Origin of the sequence: Nocardia sp. NPDC050435, assembly GCF_040655395.1 — a bacterium.
Lineage (GTDB): Bacteria > Actinomycetota > Actinomycetes > Mycobacteriales > Mycobacteriaceae > Nocardia.
Map to the genome: position 1 here is coordinate 135438 of NZ_JBFAJW010000013.1, position 16944 is coordinate 152381.

General features: G+C 68.4%; 15 protein-coding genes and 2 tRNA genes. 9 read left to right on the top strand and 8 right to left on the bottom strand.

Annotated features, from left to right (window positions below; genetic code table 11):
- Positions 1-20 precede the first annotated feature (20 nt).
- On the bottom strand, positions 21-1034 hold the full coding sequence (locus tag AB0I43_RS33880) for an NAD(P)H-dependent glycerol-3-phosphate dehydrogenase (RefSeq protein ID WP_356980053.1): 1014 nt from the start codon (positions 1032-1034) through the stop codon (positions 21-23).
- A gap of 43 nt (positions 1035-1077) precedes the next feature.
- Between AB0I43_RS33880 and cofC the strand changes: the two genes are divergently transcribed.
- The 3 genes from cofC (at position 1078) to AB0I43_RS33895 (ending at position 4969) form a co-directional block, all read left to right on the top strand.
- Positions 1078-1755: a 2-phospho-L-lactate guanylyltransferase gene (gene cofC, locus AB0I43_RS33885; protein WP_356980052.1), complete on the top strand. Its 678-nt coding sequence runs from the start codon at positions 1078-1080 to the stop codon at positions 1753-1755.
- A gap of 71 nt (positions 1756-1826) precedes the next feature.
- Positions 1827-3998, top strand: a complete 2172-nt coding sequence (locus AB0I43_RS33890; protein WP_356980050.1) for an RNA degradosome polyphosphate kinase — start codon at positions 1827-1829, stop codon at positions 3996-3998.
- On the top strand, positions 3995-4969 hold the full coding sequence (locus AB0I43_RS33895; RefSeq protein ID WP_356980049.1) for a bifunctional NUDIX hydrolase/histidine phosphatase family protein: 975 nt from the start codon (positions 3995-3997) through the stop codon (positions 4967-4969). Before AB0I43_RS33890 ends, AB0I43_RS33895 begins: the two co-directional genes overlap by 4 nt.
- Before the next feature lie 158 nt (positions 4970-5127).
- Here AB0I43_RS33895 and AB0I43_RS33900 read toward each other — a convergent pair whose 3' ends face one another.
- The 3 genes from AB0I43_RS33900 to leuC all read right to left on the bottom strand — a co-directional run bounded on the left by AB0I43_RS33900 (position 5128) and on the right by leuC (position 8072).
- Positions 5128-5769, bottom strand: coding sequence for an HU family DNA-binding protein (locus tag AB0I43_RS33900; RefSeq protein ID WP_356977671.1), 642 nt, complete (start codon positions 5767-5769; stop codon positions 5128-5130).
- A gap of 157 nt (positions 5770-5926) precedes the next feature.
- On the bottom strand, positions 5927-6535 hold the full coding sequence (gene leuD, locus AB0I43_RS33905; RefSeq protein ID WP_356977673.1) for a 3-isopropylmalate dehydratase small subunit: 609 nt from the start codon (positions 6533-6535) through the stop codon (positions 5927-5929).
- 112 nt (positions 6536-6647) lie between these two features.
- The gene (gene leuC / locus AB0I43_RS33910) at positions 6648-8072 is read right to left on the bottom strand and encodes a 3-isopropylmalate dehydratase large subunit (RefSeq protein ID WP_356977675.1); all 1425 of its coding nucleotides are present in this window, start codon (positions 8070-8072) and stop codon (positions 6648-6650) included.
- Positions 8073-8226: 154 nt separating this feature from the next.
- Between leuC and AB0I43_RS33915 the strand changes: the two genes are divergently transcribed.
- The 3 genes from AB0I43_RS33915 to AB0I43_RS33925 all read left to right on the top strand — a co-directional run bounded on the left by AB0I43_RS33915 (position 8227) and on the right by AB0I43_RS33925 (position 9757).
- Positions 8227-8928: an IclR family transcriptional regulator gene (locus tag AB0I43_RS33915; protein ID WP_356977677.1), complete on the top strand. Its 702-nt coding sequence runs from the start codon at positions 8227-8229 to the stop codon at positions 8926-8928.
- A gap of 33 nt (positions 8929-8961) precedes the next feature.
- Complete coding sequence (locus AB0I43_RS33920) at positions 8962-9462, top strand: PPOX class F420-dependent oxidoreductase (protein ID WP_356977679.1); 501 nt, start codon at positions 8962-8964, stop codon at positions 9460-9462.
- Between the two features lie 112 nt (positions 9463-9574).
- Positions 9575-9757 carry a DUF5302 domain-containing protein gene (locus tag AB0I43_RS33925; protein ID WP_356977953.1) on the top strand — a complete coding sequence of 61 codons (183 nt, stop codon included), beginning with the start codon at positions 9575-9577 and terminating at the stop codon, positions 9755-9757.
- Between the two features lie 288 nt (positions 9758-10045).
- Here the strand turns inward: AB0I43_RS33925 and AB0I43_RS33930 are convergent.
- The 4 genes from AB0I43_RS33930 to AB0I43_RS33945 form a co-directional block, all read right to left on the bottom strand.
- Positions 10046-10118, bottom strand: a tRNA-Glu gene (locus AB0I43_RS33930).
- Positions 10119-10286: 168 nt separating this feature from the next.
- A tRNA-Gln gene (locus tag AB0I43_RS33935) sits at positions 10287-10358 on the bottom strand.
- Positions 10359-10483: 125 nt separating this feature from the next.
- Positions 10484-11956: a glutamate--tRNA ligase gene (gene gltX / locus AB0I43_RS33940; RefSeq protein WP_356977681.1), complete on the bottom strand. Its 1473-nt coding sequence runs from the start codon at positions 11954-11956 to the stop codon at positions 10484-10486.
- Positions 11957-11971: 15 nt separating this feature from the next.
- On the bottom strand, positions 11972-12745 hold the full coding sequence (locus AB0I43_RS33945; RefSeq protein WP_356977683.1) for a fumarylacetoacetate hydrolase family protein: 774 nt from the start codon (positions 12743-12745) through the stop codon (positions 11972-11974).
- 261 nt (positions 12746-13006) lie between these two features.
- Here AB0I43_RS33945 and AB0I43_RS33950 point away from each other — a divergent pair, with 261 nt between their 5' ends.
- From AB0I43_RS33950 to AB0I43_RS33960, 3 genes are all read left to right on the top strand, one after another.
- Positions 13007-14194 (top strand): MFS transporter, encoded by a 1188-nt coding sequence (locus AB0I43_RS33950; RefSeq protein ID WP_356977686.1) that lies wholly within the window; start codon positions 13007-13009, stop codon positions 14192-14194.
- Positions 14195-14259: 65 nt separating this feature from the next.
- Positions 14260-15333, top strand: a complete 1074-nt coding sequence (locus AB0I43_RS33955) for an ADP-ribosylglycohydrolase family protein (protein WP_356977688.1) — start codon at positions 14260-14262, stop codon at positions 15331-15333.
- Between the two features lie 129 nt (positions 15334-15462).
- On the top strand, positions 15463-16887 hold the full coding sequence (locus tag AB0I43_RS33960; RefSeq protein WP_356977690.1) for an FAD-dependent monooxygenase: 1425 nt from the start codon (positions 15463-15465) through the stop codon (positions 16885-16887).
- Positions 16888-16944: the final 57 nt, after the last annotated feature.

Here is a 16944-nt window from a genome sequence, read left to right on the forward strand (position 1 = left end):
CTACGCCTGGTGGGCGGCCCTCAGCGCTCCGGTTTGATCTGCCTGCCCAGCAGATTCCCGACCGCCTCGGCCACCGACACACCCGCATGACATACCTGGTGCACGGCATTCGTCAACGGCATCTCCACTTGGTGCACCTCGGCCAGTGCCCGCACCGATGTGCAGGACTTCACACCCTCGGCGACCTGGCCATGGGTAGCTTCCTGGGCGGCCTCCATCGACTTGCCCTGGCCCAGTACGTATCCGAAGGAGTAGTTGCGCGAATCCGCGGACGTGCAGGTGGCGACCAGGTCGCCCACGCCCGCCAGGCCGGCCAGCGTGACCGGGTCGGCGCCGGCCGCGACGCCCAGGCGCATGATCTCGGCGAGACCGCGGGTGATCAGGCTAGCCCGCGTGTTGTAGCCCAGGCCCATGCCCGAGGCGATCCCGGTGGCGATCGCGATGACGTTCTTGCAGGCCCCGCCCAGTTCCGCGCCGATGACATCGGTGTTGGTGTAGGGCCGGAAGTACCCCGTCGCGCAGGCGTGCTGAACCGCGGCGGCGCGTTCGGCGTCGGAGCAGGCGACCACCGCCGCCGCGGGCTGTCCGGCCGCGATCTCCCCGGCCAGGTTCGGGCCCGAGAGCACCGCGATCCGGCTCGGATCGCTGCCGGTGACCTCCTCGATCACCTGACTCATGCGCAGCAGGGTGCCGGTCTCGATGCCCTTGGCCAGGCTCAGCAGTGTGGCGTCCTGCCCGGCGACCGCGCGCTCCAGTGCACCGTTCCACTTCTCGAGATTTGCCCGCAGGGTCTGAGACGGGACCGCCAGTACCACGATCTCCGCGCTGTCCAGCGCCGCCTCGTGATCGGCGGTCGCCGAGACCGGGGGCAGCTGCACGCCGGACAGATAGGACGGATTGCGGTGCGTGCTGGCCAGTTCCTGCGCGACCTCGGGCCGGCGCGCCCAGATCGTCACGTCCGTGCCCGCGTCTGCCAATACCTTCGCGAACGCGGTCCCCCACGAACCCGCACCCATTACTGCCGCCCTTGTCATCTGCCCAATATGCCACGAGGGACGGCATGGAAGGATTGGGCTCATGCGTCCGCACTCCGTGCACGCCGTGATCGCCGTGAAGAACCTCGATCTGGCCAAGAGCCGCCTGGCCGACCGTCTGCGCCCCGAGCAGCGGGCGCGGCTGGTGCTGGCCATGCTCGCCGACACCGTCACCGCCGCGCTGGCGGTGCCGCGGATCGGATCGGTCACCGTCGTCACCCCGGATCGGGCGGTCGCGGAGCTGGCGCGCTCGCTCGGCGCGGAAGATCATCCCGAGCCCGCGGCCGCCCCGGATCTCAACGGCGCGCTCGGCGCGGCCGCCGCCGCGCTGCGCGAGCGGCACGGCCCCGTCGAACTCCTGGCCCTGCAGGCCGATCTGCCCGCGTTGCGCCCGTCCGAACTCGCCCACATGCTGACCGTCGCGCCCGCCGGGAAGCGTTCGGTCATCGTCGATCACGCGGGCACCGGCACGGCCGCCCTGTTCGCCGGCGACGGCACCCTGGCCCTGGAGCCGCGTTTCGGGCCGGATTCGGCCCGCGCCCATCGCGCCGCCGGCGCGGTCGATCTGGCCGGTGACTGGCCAGGGCTACGTCTGGATGTCGACACCGCGGCGGACCTGGACGCCGCCGTCGCGCTGGGGCCCGGCCCGGCCACTCGTCGCCTCCTGCGCGAAATCGGCTGGTCCACCGAGGTTCACGAAGCCGTTCGCAACGTGTGCTAGTTGATCGCCGACCAGCGTGAGACGCGCTGCATTGGCGGGTGTCGACCTGCACACAGCGGCCGATGTGAGGGATGATCGTGGGCGTGAGTGATACGGATATCGTCAAGCAGGCGTTGCTGCCGACGCCGCCGCCGGCCGTGACGCCGCTGTCGGCCGACCCCGAGGCGCGGCGGTTGCCCCGTGATCGCTACCTCAACCGTGAACTCAGCTGGCTGGACTTCAACGCCAGGGTGCTGGCCCTGGCCGAAGACGCCTCGCTGCCCTTGCTGGAGCGCGCGAAGTTTCTCGCGATCTTCGCCTCCAACCTGGACGAGTTCTACATGGTGCGCGTCGCGGGCCTCAAACGCCGGGCTGAGACCGGCCTGACGGTGCGGTCGGCCGACGGCCGCTCGCCCAGCGAGCAGCTGGAGCTGATCGCGTCCCGGGCCCAGGAGATCGCCGACCGGCACGCCCGGGTCTTCATGAACTCGGTGCTGCCCGCCCTGACCGGCGAGGGCATCGCGATCATCGACTGGTCCGATCTCGACGACGACGAGCGCCGCCGCCTGTCCGGGTATTTCCACGACCAGGTCTTCCCGGTGCTCACCCCGCTGGCGGTGGATCCGGCGCACCCGTTCCCCTACATCAGCGGCCTGAGCCTGAATCTGGCCGTCACGGTGAAGGATTCGGCGACCGGCGGCGAGCACTTCGCCCGCGTCAAGGTCCCCGACAACGTGGACCGCTTCGTCCGCGTGCGGCGCACCGAATCCGGCTCCCCCATCGCGGCTTTCCTGCCGATGGAGGCGCTCATCGCCGCCCACCTGGAGCTGCTGTTCCCCGGAATGGAAGTGGTGGAACACCATTCGTTCCGGATCACCCGCAACGCCGACTTCGAGGTCGACGAGGACCGCGACGAGGACCTGCTGCAGGCGCTGGAGCGCGAACTGGCCCGGCGGCGCTTCGGATCCCCGGTCCGACTAGAGGTTTCCGACGACATGACCGAGCACATGCTCGATCTGCTGCTCCGCGAACTCGACGTCGACCCGGGCGATGTCATCCAGGTGCCCGGCCTGCTCGACCTCTCCTGCCTCTGGCAGGTGTACAGCGTCGACCGGCCCAATCTCAAGGATTTCCCCTACGTTCCGGCCACCCCGCCCGCCTTCGGCGAACGCGAGACCCCGCGCAACGTGTTCGCGGCCCTGCGCGAGGGCGACGTGCTGGTGCATCACCCCTACGATTCCTTCTCCACCAGCGTGCAGCGCTTCATCGAGCAGGCCGCGGCGGACCCGCAGGTGCTGGCCATCAAGCAGACGCTGTACCGCACCTCCGGTGACTCCCCCATCGTCAACGCGCTCATCGACGCCGCCGAGGCCGGCAAGCAGGTGGTGGCGCTGGTCGAGATCAAGGCCCGCTTCGACGAGCAGGCCAACATCAAATGGGCGCGCCAGCTGGAGCAGGCGGGCGTGCACGTGGTCTACGGCCTGATCGGCCTGAAGACGCACTGCAAGACCTGCCTGGTGGTCCGGCGCGAGGGCGCGACCATCCGCCGCTATTGCCACATCGGCACCGGCAACTACAACCCGAAGACGGCCCGGCTCTACGAGGACGTCGGATTGCTCACCGCCGCACCGGAAATCGGCGCCGACCTGACCGACCTGTTCAATTCGCTGACGGGTTACTCGCGGAAGGCGAACTACCGCAATCTGCTCGTCGCACCCCAGGGTGTCCGCCAGGGCATCATCGAACGAATCGAACATGAGACCGAATTGGCGCGGCAGGGAGCGACCGCGCGAATCCGCATGAAGGCCAACGCGATCGTCGACGAGCAGGTGATCGACGCGCTCTACCGCGCCTCCCAGGCCGGCGTGCCGGTGCAGATCGTGGTACGCGGCATCTGCGGCCTGCGCCCCGGCGTGCCCGGCATGAGCGACAACATCGAGGTGCGCTCGATTCTCGGCCGCTTCCTGGAGCACTCGCGGGTCATGCACTTCCAGGCCCAGGACCAGTACTGGATCGGCAGCGCCGACATGATGCACCGCAACCTCGACCGCCGGGTGGAGGTCATGGCGCAGGTCAAGGACCCCCGGCTGTGTGAACAGCTCGGTGAGGTGTTCGACTCGGCCCTGCATCCCGCGACCCGGTGCTGGGTACTCCAGTCCGACGGCGGTTGGCAGGCCTGGCCCGAGGGCAGCGGGACCGACGGCGTCGAAGTACGTGACCACCAAGAGTTCCTGATGCGATTGCGGAGACCTGATCAGCCGTGAAAGGTTCGACCGGATACGAAGACGACGGCACACCGTTCTGGGATCCTCGAGTACACGCCAATATTCACGCCGCGGGCGCGGTGCTGTGGCGGCGGTCGAAGGCCGGGGCGGTGGAGATCGCCGTGGTGCACCGCCCGAAGTACATGGACTGGTCGCTGCCCAAGGGCAAGCTCGATCCGGGTGAGACCCCGGTGATCGCGGCGGTGCGCGAGGTCGGCGAGGAGACGGGCCTGGACTGCCGGCTGGGCCGGTACCTCGGGCACGTCACCTATCCGATTCCCGGTCATCGCAAGCTCAAGCGGGTGGACTACTGGGCCGCCGAGGTCGCGGGCGGCGCCTTCAGCGCCAATTCCGAAGTGGACCAGCTGAGTTGGTACGCGCTGGACAAGGTGCAGGATCAGCTGTCCTATCCGATGGACCGGCAGGTGCTGCGCTCGTTCATCCGGCTGCCGGCCCGCACCAGCACGCTGCTGCTGGTGCGGCACGCGAAGGCCGGTCGGCGGGATCGTTTCGACGGACCGGACGAGGAACGCCCGCTGGAGCGGGCCGGTGCGAGCCAGGCGCAGGGCCTGGTGCCGAACCTGTTGGCGTTCGGCGCATCCGAGGTGTTCTCCGCCGATCCGGCCCGATGTGTACAGACTGTGCAGCCGCTGGCCGAGAAACTGGGCGTACCAATAACTCTGGAACCCCTGCTGTCCGAAACCGGTTATGCCGCAGACCCGGACGCCGCGCGGAAACGGATGGTCGGTCTCGTTTCAGATTCCGCGGTGCGCGTTGTGTGCAGTCAGGGCAAGGTGATTCCGGACCTGCTGAGCTGGTGGGCCGAGCGGGACGGCCTCACACTGCCGCCCGCGCGCAATCGCAAGGGCAGCGCCTGGGTGCTCTCCTTCGTCGACGGGAAGATGGTGGCCGCCGATCATATGGACCGGTCGCTCTCGACCGGCGTCGTGAAGTCCGACGCCGCAAGCTGATTCGGTTCCAAACTTACGAAATGAAAGCGGCCCCGAGGTTGGACCTCGGGGCCGCTTTTGGGCCGTGCAACGGGAGATTCGACTGCCATGGCAGCGAATTCCCTAGCGGCGCAGCCTAAACCACTCCGCATATGTTCGAACGGTATTGCCTGCCGCTGTTAGCGAGAGCGACGCGCGGTGACCTTCTTGGCAGCGGTCTTCTTCGCGGGCGCCTTCTTGGCAGCGGTCTTCTTGGCAACCGTCTTCTTGGCGACCGCCTTCTTGGCCGGGGCCGCCTTCTTGACGACGGTCTTCTTGGCGACCGTCTTCTTGGCCGGAGCCTTCTTGGCAGCGGTCTTGGTGGCGGGAGCCTTCTTGGCGACCGTCTTCTTGGCCGGAGCCTTCTTGGCGACCGTCTTCTTGGCCGGACCGGTGGTCTTCTTGGCGGTGGTCTTCTTGGCCGCCGTCTTCTTGGCCGCCTTCTTCGCCGCCACAGGCGCATTCACGCCGCGCTTGACCGCCGGGCCGCTCGCGGCCAGCTTCTGCTTACCCGCGATGACCGCCTTGAACTGGGCGCCGGGGCGGAACGCGGGCACCGAAGTCGGCTTCACCTTGACGGTTTCACCGGTGCGCGGGTTCCGGGCCACACGGGCCGCACGCTTGCGCTGTTCGAAGACACCGAAACCGGTGATGGTGACGCTCTGGCCTTTGTGAACCGCGCGAACGATGGTGTCGACAACATGCTCGACTGCCGCGGTAGCCGTGCGCCTGTCCGTACCCAACTTTTCGGTCAGAACGTCGATCAGTTCCGCCTTGTTCATTGAATCCTCCGCAGACTAATGGCCCGTCGTCGGACCGACTAGGTACCACGGTAAACCCACATTGGGCAAGAGTCTATGTGCCACGCCAAAATTCATCGTGGTTTAGCACACGTCTAGCTACCCTCTCCCGTGGTACCCAGCTATCTGTCCGGTGTGATTACGCCTGCGAAATACGTGCCGGGAGCGTGGTGGGCTTCCAAGCCGGCCTTGCCTTTTCGAACTCGGTGATGACCTCGCTACGCCGTAGCGTCAGCCCGATGTCGTCCAATCCTTCCAGCAGACGCCACCGCGTGTAGTCATCAATATCGAACGGCAACACGACCGTTCCAGCGGTCACGGTGCGTGTTCGGAGGTCTACTACCAATTCGAGGCCGGGCTGTTCCTCGATCAACTTCCAGAGCATTTCGACATCATTCTGTGACATCTGCGCGGCCAGCAGGCCGCCCTTACCCGCATTACCCCGGAAGATGTCGGCGAACCGGGACGAGATCACGACCCGAAAGCCGTAGTCCGACAGCGCCCACACGGCGTGCTCACGTGAGGAACCGGTGCCGAAATCCGGACCGGCGACCAGCACACTGCCGTGTTTGTAAGGCTCAGTGTTGAGAATGAAGTCCGGATCCGATCGCCAGGCCGCGAACAGCCCGTCCTCGAATCCGGTGCGAGTCACCCGCTTCAGGTAGACGGCCGGGATGATCTGGTCGGTGTCGACGTTGGACCGGCGCAGCGGCACCCCGACGCCCTGGTGGACGGTGAAGGCTTCCATTGAGATTCTCCTGATTGAGTAGGGTTTCGCGCGCGGCGCGAGCTCAGGGCCCGGAGGAGGCAGCAACGCGTAACCATGTAGGGCCTTGCGAGCGCCGCAGATTAGGCAGGGCTCAGTCCAGATCGGCAGGCGAGGAGAGCGTTCCACGGACCGCCGTCGCGGCCGCTACGAGCGGGGAAACCAGGTGCGTACGGCCGCCTTTGCCCTGCCTGCCCTCGAAGTTGCGGTTGGAGGTGGAAGCACAGCGCTGCCCCGGATCCAGCTGATCGGGGTTCATTCCCAGGCACATCGAGCAGCCGGCCTGGCGCCATTCGGCGCCCGCGGCGGTGAAAATCTCGCCGAGTCCTTCTTTTTCCGCCTGCGCCCGGACCCGCATGGACCCCGGTACGACCAGCATTCGGACCCCGTCGGCGACCTTGCGGCCCTCCAAAATACCGGCCACCGCGCGCAAATCCTCGATGCGGCCGTTGGTGCAGGAACCCACGAATACGGTGTCCACCGAGACCTCGCGCAGCGGCATCCCGGGGGTCAAATCCATGTACCGCAGCGCCTTCTCCGCGGCGTCGCGCGCCGTCTCGTCGGCGATATCGGCCGGATTCGGCACCGTAGTGCCCAGCGGCGCACCCTGACCCGGGTTGGTGCCCCAGGTGACGAACGGGGTCAGCGCGCTGCCGTCGATGTGGACTTCACGATCGAAAACGGCGCCCTCGTCGGTCGCGAGCGCCTTCCAGGCGGTCACAGCGGCATCCCAGTCATCGCCCTGGGGCGCGTGCGGGCGACCCTTCAGGAATTCATAGGTGATTTCGTCGGGCGCGATCATGCCGGCCCGCGCGCCCGCCTCGATCGACATGTTGCAGATCGTCATTCGGGCTTCCATCGACAGGGCCCGGATGGCCTCGCCCCGGTACTCCAGGACGTAGCCCTGGCCGCCGCCGGTGCCGATTTCGGCGATGACGGCGAGAATCAGGTCCTTGCTGGTGACTCCGGGCGCCAGCGCGCCGTCCACGGTGATGGCCATGGTCTTGAACGGGCGCAGCGACAGGGTCTGGGTGGCCAGCACGTGCTCCACCTCGGAGGTGCCGATACCCATGGCCAGCGCGCCGAACGCGCCGTGGGTGGAGGTGTGGCTGTCGCCGCAGACCACCGTCATGCCCGGCTGGGTCAGGCCCAGCTGCGGGCCGACCACGTGCACGATGCCCTGATCGAGATCGCCCATCGGGTGCAGCCGCACGCCGAATTCCGCGCAATTGCGGCGCAGCGTTTCCACCTGGGTGCGCGAAATCGGATCCGAGATCGGCTTATCGATATCCACGGTGGGGACGTTGTGGTCCTCGGTGGCGATGGTGAGATCGGGGCGGCGCACCGGGCGGCCGGCGGCGCGCAGGCCGTCGAAGGCCTGGGGGCTGGTCACCTCGTGCACCAGATGCAGGTCGATATAGATCAGATCGGGTTCCCGCGCGGCGCCTTCGCCTTCTCCGCGGGCGACGACGTGCTGTTCCCACACCTTTTCGGCCAGTGTGCGTGGGCGGTCGGCCATGTTCGATCACCTTTCCGACGAGCGACCGGCCCGCCCGCGTTCCAGGGCTGAGTACGCGAACGGCGGCCGCCGAGAGTTTGCATAGCCGCGACACCGGAGTCCGTGATCACCCCAGGGTTGACCATCTCAACATCCGAGACGCTAATATCGTTCTATGAGACAGCATAGCGGTATCGGCGTTCTCGACAAAGCAGTGGCGGTGCTCTACGCCGTCGCCGAGCACCCCTGTGGTCTCAACGAGCTCTGCACCCGCACCGGCCTGCCCCGGGCCACCGCGCACCGGCTGGCGGTCGGGCTGGAGGTGCACCGTTTGCTGGCCCGTGACAGCAACGGCCTCTGGCGTCCGGGCCCGGCCCTGGCCGAGCTCGCCGCGGGCGCCTCCGATCCGCTCCAGGAGGCAGCGTCGGCCATTCTGCCGCGGCTGCGCGAGATCACCGGCGAGAGCGTGCAGATCTACGTGCGCGACGGCCACTCCCGGGTCTGCATCGCCTCCATGGAGCCGCCCGTCGGCCTGCGCGACACCGTGCCCGTCGGCGCCCGGCTACCGCTCACCGCCGGGTCCGCCGCCAAAGTGTTGCTCGCCTGGGCCGACCCGGAGTTGCAGCGCACCGTCCTGGCCGACGCCGTCTTCGGCGAGCGGGCCCTGGCCGAGGTCCGCAAGCGCGGCTGGGCCCAGAGCGCGGCCGAACGCGCCGCCGGTGTGGCGAGCGTGTCCGCGCCCGTGCGCGACGGCGGCGGCACCATCATCGCGGCCGTCTCGGTATCCGGACCCATCGACCGCATGGGCCGCCGCCCCGGCGCCCGCTGGGCCGCCGATCTCGTCGCCGCCGCGGAAGCCTTGCACAAACGTCTGTAACGCGTTCTAGGTCGGCGGCCTTAGAGTGGGCGAATGGGAGTCAATCAGCGGGCAGCCATCGTCATGTCCGAGACCGAGATCACCGAGTTCCTGCGGCGCAGCCGGGTGGCGACCCTGGCCACCCTCGGCGCGCAGGGCGCACCCCACCTCACCGCCATGTGGTACGCCCTGATCGACGGCGAGATCTGGTTCGAGACCAAGGCCAAGTCGCAGAAGGCGGTGAACCTGCGCCGCGATCCCCGAGTCACCGTGATGATCGAGGCCGGCGACACCTACGACCAGTTGCGCGGCGTCTCGTTCGAGGGCACCGCCGAGATCATCGACGACGCGGACAAGCTGTTCGCCGTCGGCGTGAGCGTCTGGGAGCGCTACACCGGCCCCTACAGCGAGGAAATGCGCCCCTTCGTCGAGCAGATGCTGCACAAGCGCGTCGCCGTGCGCGTCGTCCCCGACCGCGTCCGCTCCTGGGACCACCGCAAGCTCGGCCTCCCCGCCCTGCCCGTCGGCGGCACCACCGCCGACCCGCTGGACTGAAAGCGGAATGACACGGCCCACCGCGCACGTTAGCGTCATGTAGTTCGACATGGATGGGCCGGAGCATCGCCGCGGCGCGGCGGCCTCCGGCCGCGACGACGAGGAGCAGGCGATGACGGATTCGGATAGTTCAGCCAGCAGCGCCGAAGAGGTGAAGCGCAAGTTCCGCGAGGCCCTGGAACGCAAGAAGACCCAGCAAGCCAAGTCCAGCGCCCACCTGGACGGCCACTCCAAGGCCACCGGCGCCCACAGCAACGCCAGCCACAAGCGCGAATTCCGCCGCAAGAGCGGCTAAAAAACAACCCCGCAACCACCAAAAGGCCCTCCCAGCAACAAGCCGGGAGGGCCTTTTATACACAAAACCTCGAAACCAAACCCAAGCCCACCCATATAGGTGACCCGACATCCATCGCCCACGATGAAACCAAACCGGACCCGAACCTGACATTGTGACGCACCCCGCACCATCGGGGGTCCGGGGGGCTCCGCCCCTCCGGGTGGGGCGTGGGGGCTTCGCCCCCACAAGATATGCGGAACAAGAAAAGGCCCGCGCTCTTCGCGAGCACGGGCCTTCCATCTTGTGTAGCCCCGACGGGATTCGAACCCGCGCTACCGCCTTGAGAGGGCGGCGTCCTAGGCCGCTAGACGACGGGGCCAGGACTGATCTCCCACGTTTCCGTGTGGATCATCCGTGTGATCTCCAGAGGTTCAATCTGGTGATCGGGAGGAGCTCGGTTAGCTTAGCTGACCGAAGCCCGGCGACCAAATCGCCGGTTGCTGAACAACTTTCGGTCGCGAACCGAGAGACGAACAACATTCTCCAGCTGGGGTACCAGGACTCGAACCTAGAATGGCTGAACCAGAATCAGCTGTGTTGCCAATTACACCATACCCCAATGACCAGAACTCTCGACCCCACCGTCTGGGTGACTGTGAGGCCGTGTTCCGAACGAGAAGAAGAGTACCGCACCACTCCCGGTAAACTACAAATCGCCTGGTCAGAGGCCCGTTTTCGGGCTAATTACGCCGTTGTGGTCCACTCCCGGCCGGCCCGCAGCCGGTCCAGCGTGACGCCCCGGCCCAGCAGCTCCATCGACTCGTAGAGCGGCGGGCTGATGTGCGACCCGGTCACCGCGACCCGCACCGGCGCGAAGGCCTTGCGCGGTTTCAGGCCCAAATCCTCGATAAGCGCGGTTTTGAGCGCCTCCTCGATGGCGGGGGTGGTCCACTCGGTCAGCGGCTCCAGCGCGGCAATGGCGGCGTCCAGCACCGGCACGGCGTCGCCACCGAGATTCTTCGCACCCGCCGCGGGATCGATCGCGAATTCGGCCTGCGGCACGAACAGGAATCGCAGCAGATCCCACGCGTCACCCAGGACGACGATGCGGGTCTGCACCAGTTCGGCGGCTGCCGCGAAGATCTTCTCGTCGACATCTGCGCCAATATGACCGGCCGCCGTGAGGAACTCCCGGAGCCGGCGCGCGAAATCGCCGCTTTCCAGCAATCGGATGTGCTCGGCGTTGATCGCGTCCGCCTTCTTCTGGTCGAAACGCGCCGGATTGGAATTGACCTTCGAAATATCGAATGCCTCGACCATCTCCGTCATAGAAAACACGTCGTGATCATCGGAGATACCCCAGCCGAGAAGCGCGAGGTAATTCAGCAAACCTTCAGGGATGAATCCGCGATCCCGATGGGCGAACAGATTCGATTCCGGATCGCGCTTGGAGAGCTTCTTGTTCCCCGCTCCCATCACGAACGGCAGATGGCCGAACTCGGGCGTGAAGTCGGCGACGCCGACGCGCTGCAGCGCCGCGTAAAGCGCGAGTTGCCGCGGCGTGGAGGACAGCAAATCCTCGCCCCGCAAAACATGGGTGATCTTCATCAGCGCGTCGTCGACCGGGTTGACCAGGGTGTAGAGCGGGTCGCCGCTGCCGCGGGTGAGCGCGAAGTCGGGCACGGTGCCCGCCTTGAACGTGGTCTCGCCGCGGACCAGGTCGTGCCAGGTGAGGTCCGCGTCGGGCATGCGCAGCCGGATCACCGCGGGGCGGCCGGCGTCGCGGTGGGCCTGGATCTGCTCGGGGGTGAGATCCCGGTCGAAGTTGTCGTAGCCGAGCTTGGGATCGCGGCCGGCCGCCTTGTGGCGCGCCTCCACTTCCTCAGGCGTGGAGAAGGATTCGTAGGCCTCCCCCGCCTCGAGCAGCTTGCGCACCACCTCGCGGTGCAGATCCTTGCGCAGCGACTGCCGGTAGGGCTCGTACGGGCCGCCGACCTCGGGGCCCTCGTCCCAGGTGAGGCCGAGCCAGCGCAGCGCGTCCAGCAGCGACTGGTAGGACTCCTCGGAATCGCGTGCGGCGTCGGTGTCTTCGATCCGGAAGACGAACTTACCGCCGGTGTGGCGGGCGTAGGCCCAGTTGAACAGTGCCGTCCGGATCAGGCCGACATGCGGCGTTCCGGTCGGGGACGGGCAGAAACGGACGCGGACGTCGTTCATGGCTCTCTTTCGCGATCAGCGCTTGGCGGCAACGGGATTGGTGAGGGTGCCCAGACCCTCGACGGTGACGGACACCTGCTGTCCGTCCTGCATCGGCCCGACGCCCTCGGGGGTGCCGGTCAGGATGACATCACCCGGCAGCAGGGTCATCACCGTGGATATCCATTCGATGAGTTTCGGAATGTCGTGCAGCAGAAGCGATGTCCGGCTCCGCTGCCGCACCTCGCCGTCGAGCTCGGTGACGATTTCGACATCCGTTGCGTCCAGCGAGGTTTCGATCCAGGGACCGATCGGGCAGAAGCTGTCGTAGCCCTTGCCCCGGGTCCACTGGCCGTCCTTGCGCTGCTGATCGCGGGCGGTGACGTCGTTGGCGACGGTGTAGCCGAGGATGACGTCTTTGGCTCGGGCGGCGGGCACGTCCTTGCACGGGCGGCCGATGACGACGGCGAGTTCGCCCTCGTAGTCGACCTGAGAAGAGCTGGGCGGCAGGATGATCGGGGCGTTCGGCCCGATGATGGCGGTGCTCGGCTTCATGAAGATGACCGGCTCCTCCGGCGCGGGGCCGCCCATTTCCGCGGCGTGCGCGGCGTAGTTCTTGCCGACGCAGATCACCTTGCTGGCCAGGATCGGGGCCAGCAGGCGGACGTCGGCCAGCGGCCAGCTCCGCCCGGTGAAAGTGGGGGTTCCGAACGGGTGTTCCGCGATTTCCTTCGCGATGGTGTCGCTTCCTTGCCCGTCGATGCCGACGAACGCGACCCCATCGGGACTTGCAACTCGACCTAGGCGCATGTCCGGCAGTCTATCCACCGGCTTCGACCTGCTCGAATGCGGCCGAGACCGGGGCGGGCGGGGCTCGGCCGGGCGCTGCGAATCCGGGTGCGGCCGAACCTGTTCCCCACCCGGACCGGCACCGGGCCGGCCGCGCGGGTGCTGTGACAAGTCCGACAGCCGGCCGCGGGAACGAATCCGGACCCGGCGGTGTAACGTCCCTCCTACGAGTTCACAAAGTGGGAATTGCATCCCAAATTATGAGATGAAGAGGTGAGGCCGATGGCTACCACGACGGAGATCCGCGAGGTCCGGCGGTGGTCCATGCTGGGCCTCGGCGTCTTCGCCCAGGCGTCGAGCTCGGTCTTCATCCACGGCGTCCCATTCCTGCTGCCCGCGCTGACCGCGCGCGGCATGACGCTTCCGACGGCGGGCCTGCTGGTGGCCATGCCGACCGTCGGCCTGGTCTGCACCCTGATCGCCTGGGGCTACGTGGTCGACCGGATCGGCGAACGCAAGGTCCTGATCGGCGGCCCGCTGCTGATGTTCGCCGCCGGCTGCGCGGCGGCGGCCACACACAGCGACATCGCCCTGGGCGCACTGCTGTTCGCCGGCGGCGTCGGCGCGGCGAGCACCAACGGCGCCAGCGGGCGGGTGATCGTCGGCTGGTTCCCGCCGGAGCGGCGCGGGCTGGCGATGGGAATCCGGCAGACCGCGCAGCCACTGGGGGTCGGCGTCGGCGCGCTGACCATTCCGCCGATCGCCGCGGCGTACGGCGTCGCGGCGGCGATCCTGGTGCCGGCCGTGATGGCCGGAATCGCCGCGATCGGGTGCCTGGCCGGCATCGTGGACCCGCCGCGCCCCAAGATCGCCGACGCCGATCCGGCGTTGCGCGCCAACCCTTATCGCGGCGACTCCACGCTGTGGCGCATCCACGCGGTGTCGGTGCTGCTGGTCGTGCCGCAGGCCACGGTGTGGACCTTCGCGCTGCTGTGGCTGCACCGGGACCTGGGCTGGTCGCTGGCGGCGGCCGGCCTGCTGGTGACGTTCACCCAGATCCTGGGCGCGTTCGGGCGCATCGGCGCGGGCGCGTGGTCGGACCGGGTCGGCAGCCGGATGGGCCCGTTGCGCACGGTGGCGATCGCGGCCGTGATCTCGATGGCCGCACTGGGATTCACCGCCTGGACGCACTGGTGGTGGGCCGCCGTCCCGCTGCTGGTGATCGCCTCGGTCATCACCGTCTCCGACAACGGGCTGGCGTTCACCGCGGTCGCGGAGATCGCGGGGCCGTATTGGAGCGGCCGCGGCCTGGGTGTCCAGAACACCGGCCAGAATCTGATGATCGCGGCCGTCCCACCGGTTTTCGGCGCTCTGATCACCGTCAGCGGGTTCCCGGCGGCCTATCTGGCGGCGGCGGCGCTGGCCGTGGCGGCGGTGCCGCTGGTGCCCGCCGATCGGCCGCACCGCTGAGGTTCCCCCCGGCCGGCCGCACACGCGGCTGGCCGGGAGTCCGGTCAGCTGACAGGATCGGCGGGGTGGAGGAGTACGCAGAAATCGTCGACAAGGTCCGGGGCGCACTGCTGGGCGGGGCCGTAGGGGATGCGCTCGGGTGGCCGATCGAATTCCAGACGCTGGACCAGATTCGCGCGGAGCACGGCGAGGCCGGCGTCACCGGGTTCCCGCCCGGGCAGCCGCTGCCGCACCGGATCACCGACGACACCCAGATGACGCTGTTCACCGCCGAGGGCCTGCTGCGCAGCCCCGCCGGCGCCGATCCCGTCCCGGAGTTGCGCCGGGCCTACCTGCGCTGGCTGGTCACCCAGCACGATGCCGGGCCCGGCCCCGAGCCCGACGGCTGGCTGGCGGCCCAGCAGTTCCTCTATGCCGCGCGCGCACCCGGCAACGCGTGCATGAGCGGACTGCGCACCCAGCGCAAGCAGTACGTGCCGCCCGCGCCGCTGGGCCGGCCCGGCGAGGTCAACAGCGAGTCCAAAGGCTGTGGGACGGTGATGCGTTCGGCGCCCTTCGGCCTGTCCGGCCTGGGCCCGGATACCGCGTTCACCGTGGCGGCGCAGGCCGCGCAGCTGACCCACGGTCATCCCACGGGCTATCTGGCGGCGGGCGCGTTCGCCGCCCTGCTCGACCGGATCCTGGGCGGACTGGATCTGCGCACCGCCCTGCGGCAGACCATCGAGCAGCTCGGCGGCGTGTCCGGCGGGGAGGAAACCGTCGCTGCGCTGGAAAACGCTGTCCAGCTGGCCGATTCCGGGGACTCGTCGGCCGAGACCGTCGAGCGGGTGGGCGCGGGCTGGATCGCGGAGGAATGCCTCGCGATCGCCGTCTACTGCGCGCTGCGCGCCGGCGAGACCAAGGACGTGCGCGCCGCTCTGCTGCTGTCGGTGAACCACTCCGGGGATTCCGATTCGACCGGAGCGGTCGCGGGCAACCTGCTCGGCGCCGTGCACGGGCTCAACGCCCTGCCGCTGGACTGGGTCGCCGAGGTCGAGGGACGGGACGTGATCCTGCAGGTCGCCGACGATCTGGTGGTCAACTTCGGCTACCGGGACCGCACCCGGCTCGCGGATCGCTACCCGTTCCACGGGAGCTAGACCGACCGCCGTCCGCACCGGCTCGCCGCCGGAAGCCAACAACTGTTGACTTCCGGCGGCGCCCAGCTCTATTCTCGTCAACAAGCGTTGGCCAACAGTTGTTGACCCGGAAAGAGCTTGGAGAACACCATGATTCCCGAACAGACCGACGTGCTCGTGATCGGCGGCGGACCGACCGGAATGCTGCTGGCCGGCGATCTCGCCCGGGCCGGCGTCACAGTGACGCTGGTGGAGAAGCACGCGACCGGCTCCCAGCTCACCCGGGCGTTCGGCGTGCACGCCCGCACCCTGGAGCAGTTCGACGCGCGCGGCATCGCCGAGCAGGTGCTCGAGGGCGGAGCCACCATCGACGAACTGCGCTTGTTCGGCGGCGTCCACCTCGCCCTCGGCAAGCTGCTCGACGGCCGGTTCCCGTTCCTGCTCATCACACCGCAGACCCACGTCGAAACCGTGCTCCGCAAGCGGGCCGTGGAACTGGGGGTGAATCTGGTCCCGGCGGCCGAGCTGATCGGGTTCACCGACACCGGCACGGAGGTCGAAGCCCGCGTGCGGCACGAGGATTCGACGCGCACGATCCGCGCTCGCTACCTGGTGGGCGCGGACGGGTATCACAGCCGGGTGCGCGAGGTCCTCGGCCTGGACTTCCCCGGAAAGTCGGTGCTGAAGTCGATCATGCTGGCGGACGTGCGGCTCAGCGAGCCGCCGCAGGACGTGCTGGCGGTCAACGGCGTCGGCGACGCGTTCGCCTTCGTCGCCCCCTTCGGCGACGGCTGGTACCGGATCTTCGCCTGGAACCGGCGCAACCAGGTGCCGGATTCGGCACCGGTGGAGCTGGCCGAATTGCGCGAGGTGGTGCGGCGCGCGCTCGGCACCGATTTCGGGATGCACGATCCGCGCTGGCTCTCGCGCTTCCACAGCGACGAGCGTCAGGTCGAGCAGTACCGGGTGGGCCGGGTGTTCCTGGCCGGCGACGCGGCGCACGTCCACTCGCCGGCCGGCGGCCAGGGCATGAACACCGGCTTGCAGGACGCGGCCAACCTCGGCTGGAAACTCGCCGCGGTGGTGCAGGGCTGGGCGCCGGAACGGCTGCTCGACACCTACCACGCCGAGCGGCATCCGGTCGGCCGCGAGGTGCTGCGCAGCAGCGGCGCGATCATCCGCGCCGCCATGCTGGAATCGCGGGCCGGGCGGCTGGCCCGCAACGCCGTTGCCGGCGGGGCGCTTTCGCTGCCGCCGGTGGCGCACAAGATCGCCGGGTCGATCTCGGGCATCGGCTTCACCTATCCGCGCCCGCACGGCGCGCACCACGCGGTCGGCACCCGCGCCACCGACCTGGCGCTCGCCGGGGGCGACCGCCTCTACGCGGCGCTGCGCACGGGGCAGTTCGTGCTGGTGACGAATACGCCCGTCCCGCTCGGCGATTCGGCGGAGCGGGTGCGGGTGGTCACGCCCGCCGAACCGCGGCGCGAGGCGCTGCTGGTCCGGCCCGACGGGTACATCGCCTGGGCGGGTGATCCGCAGGACTTCGATTTCGCTGCGGCACTGGTGGGTTGAGCACCCCGCATCCGAAGCGACGGCCCGCGGGCCGTCGCTTCGTTGCGTCAAGGCTGC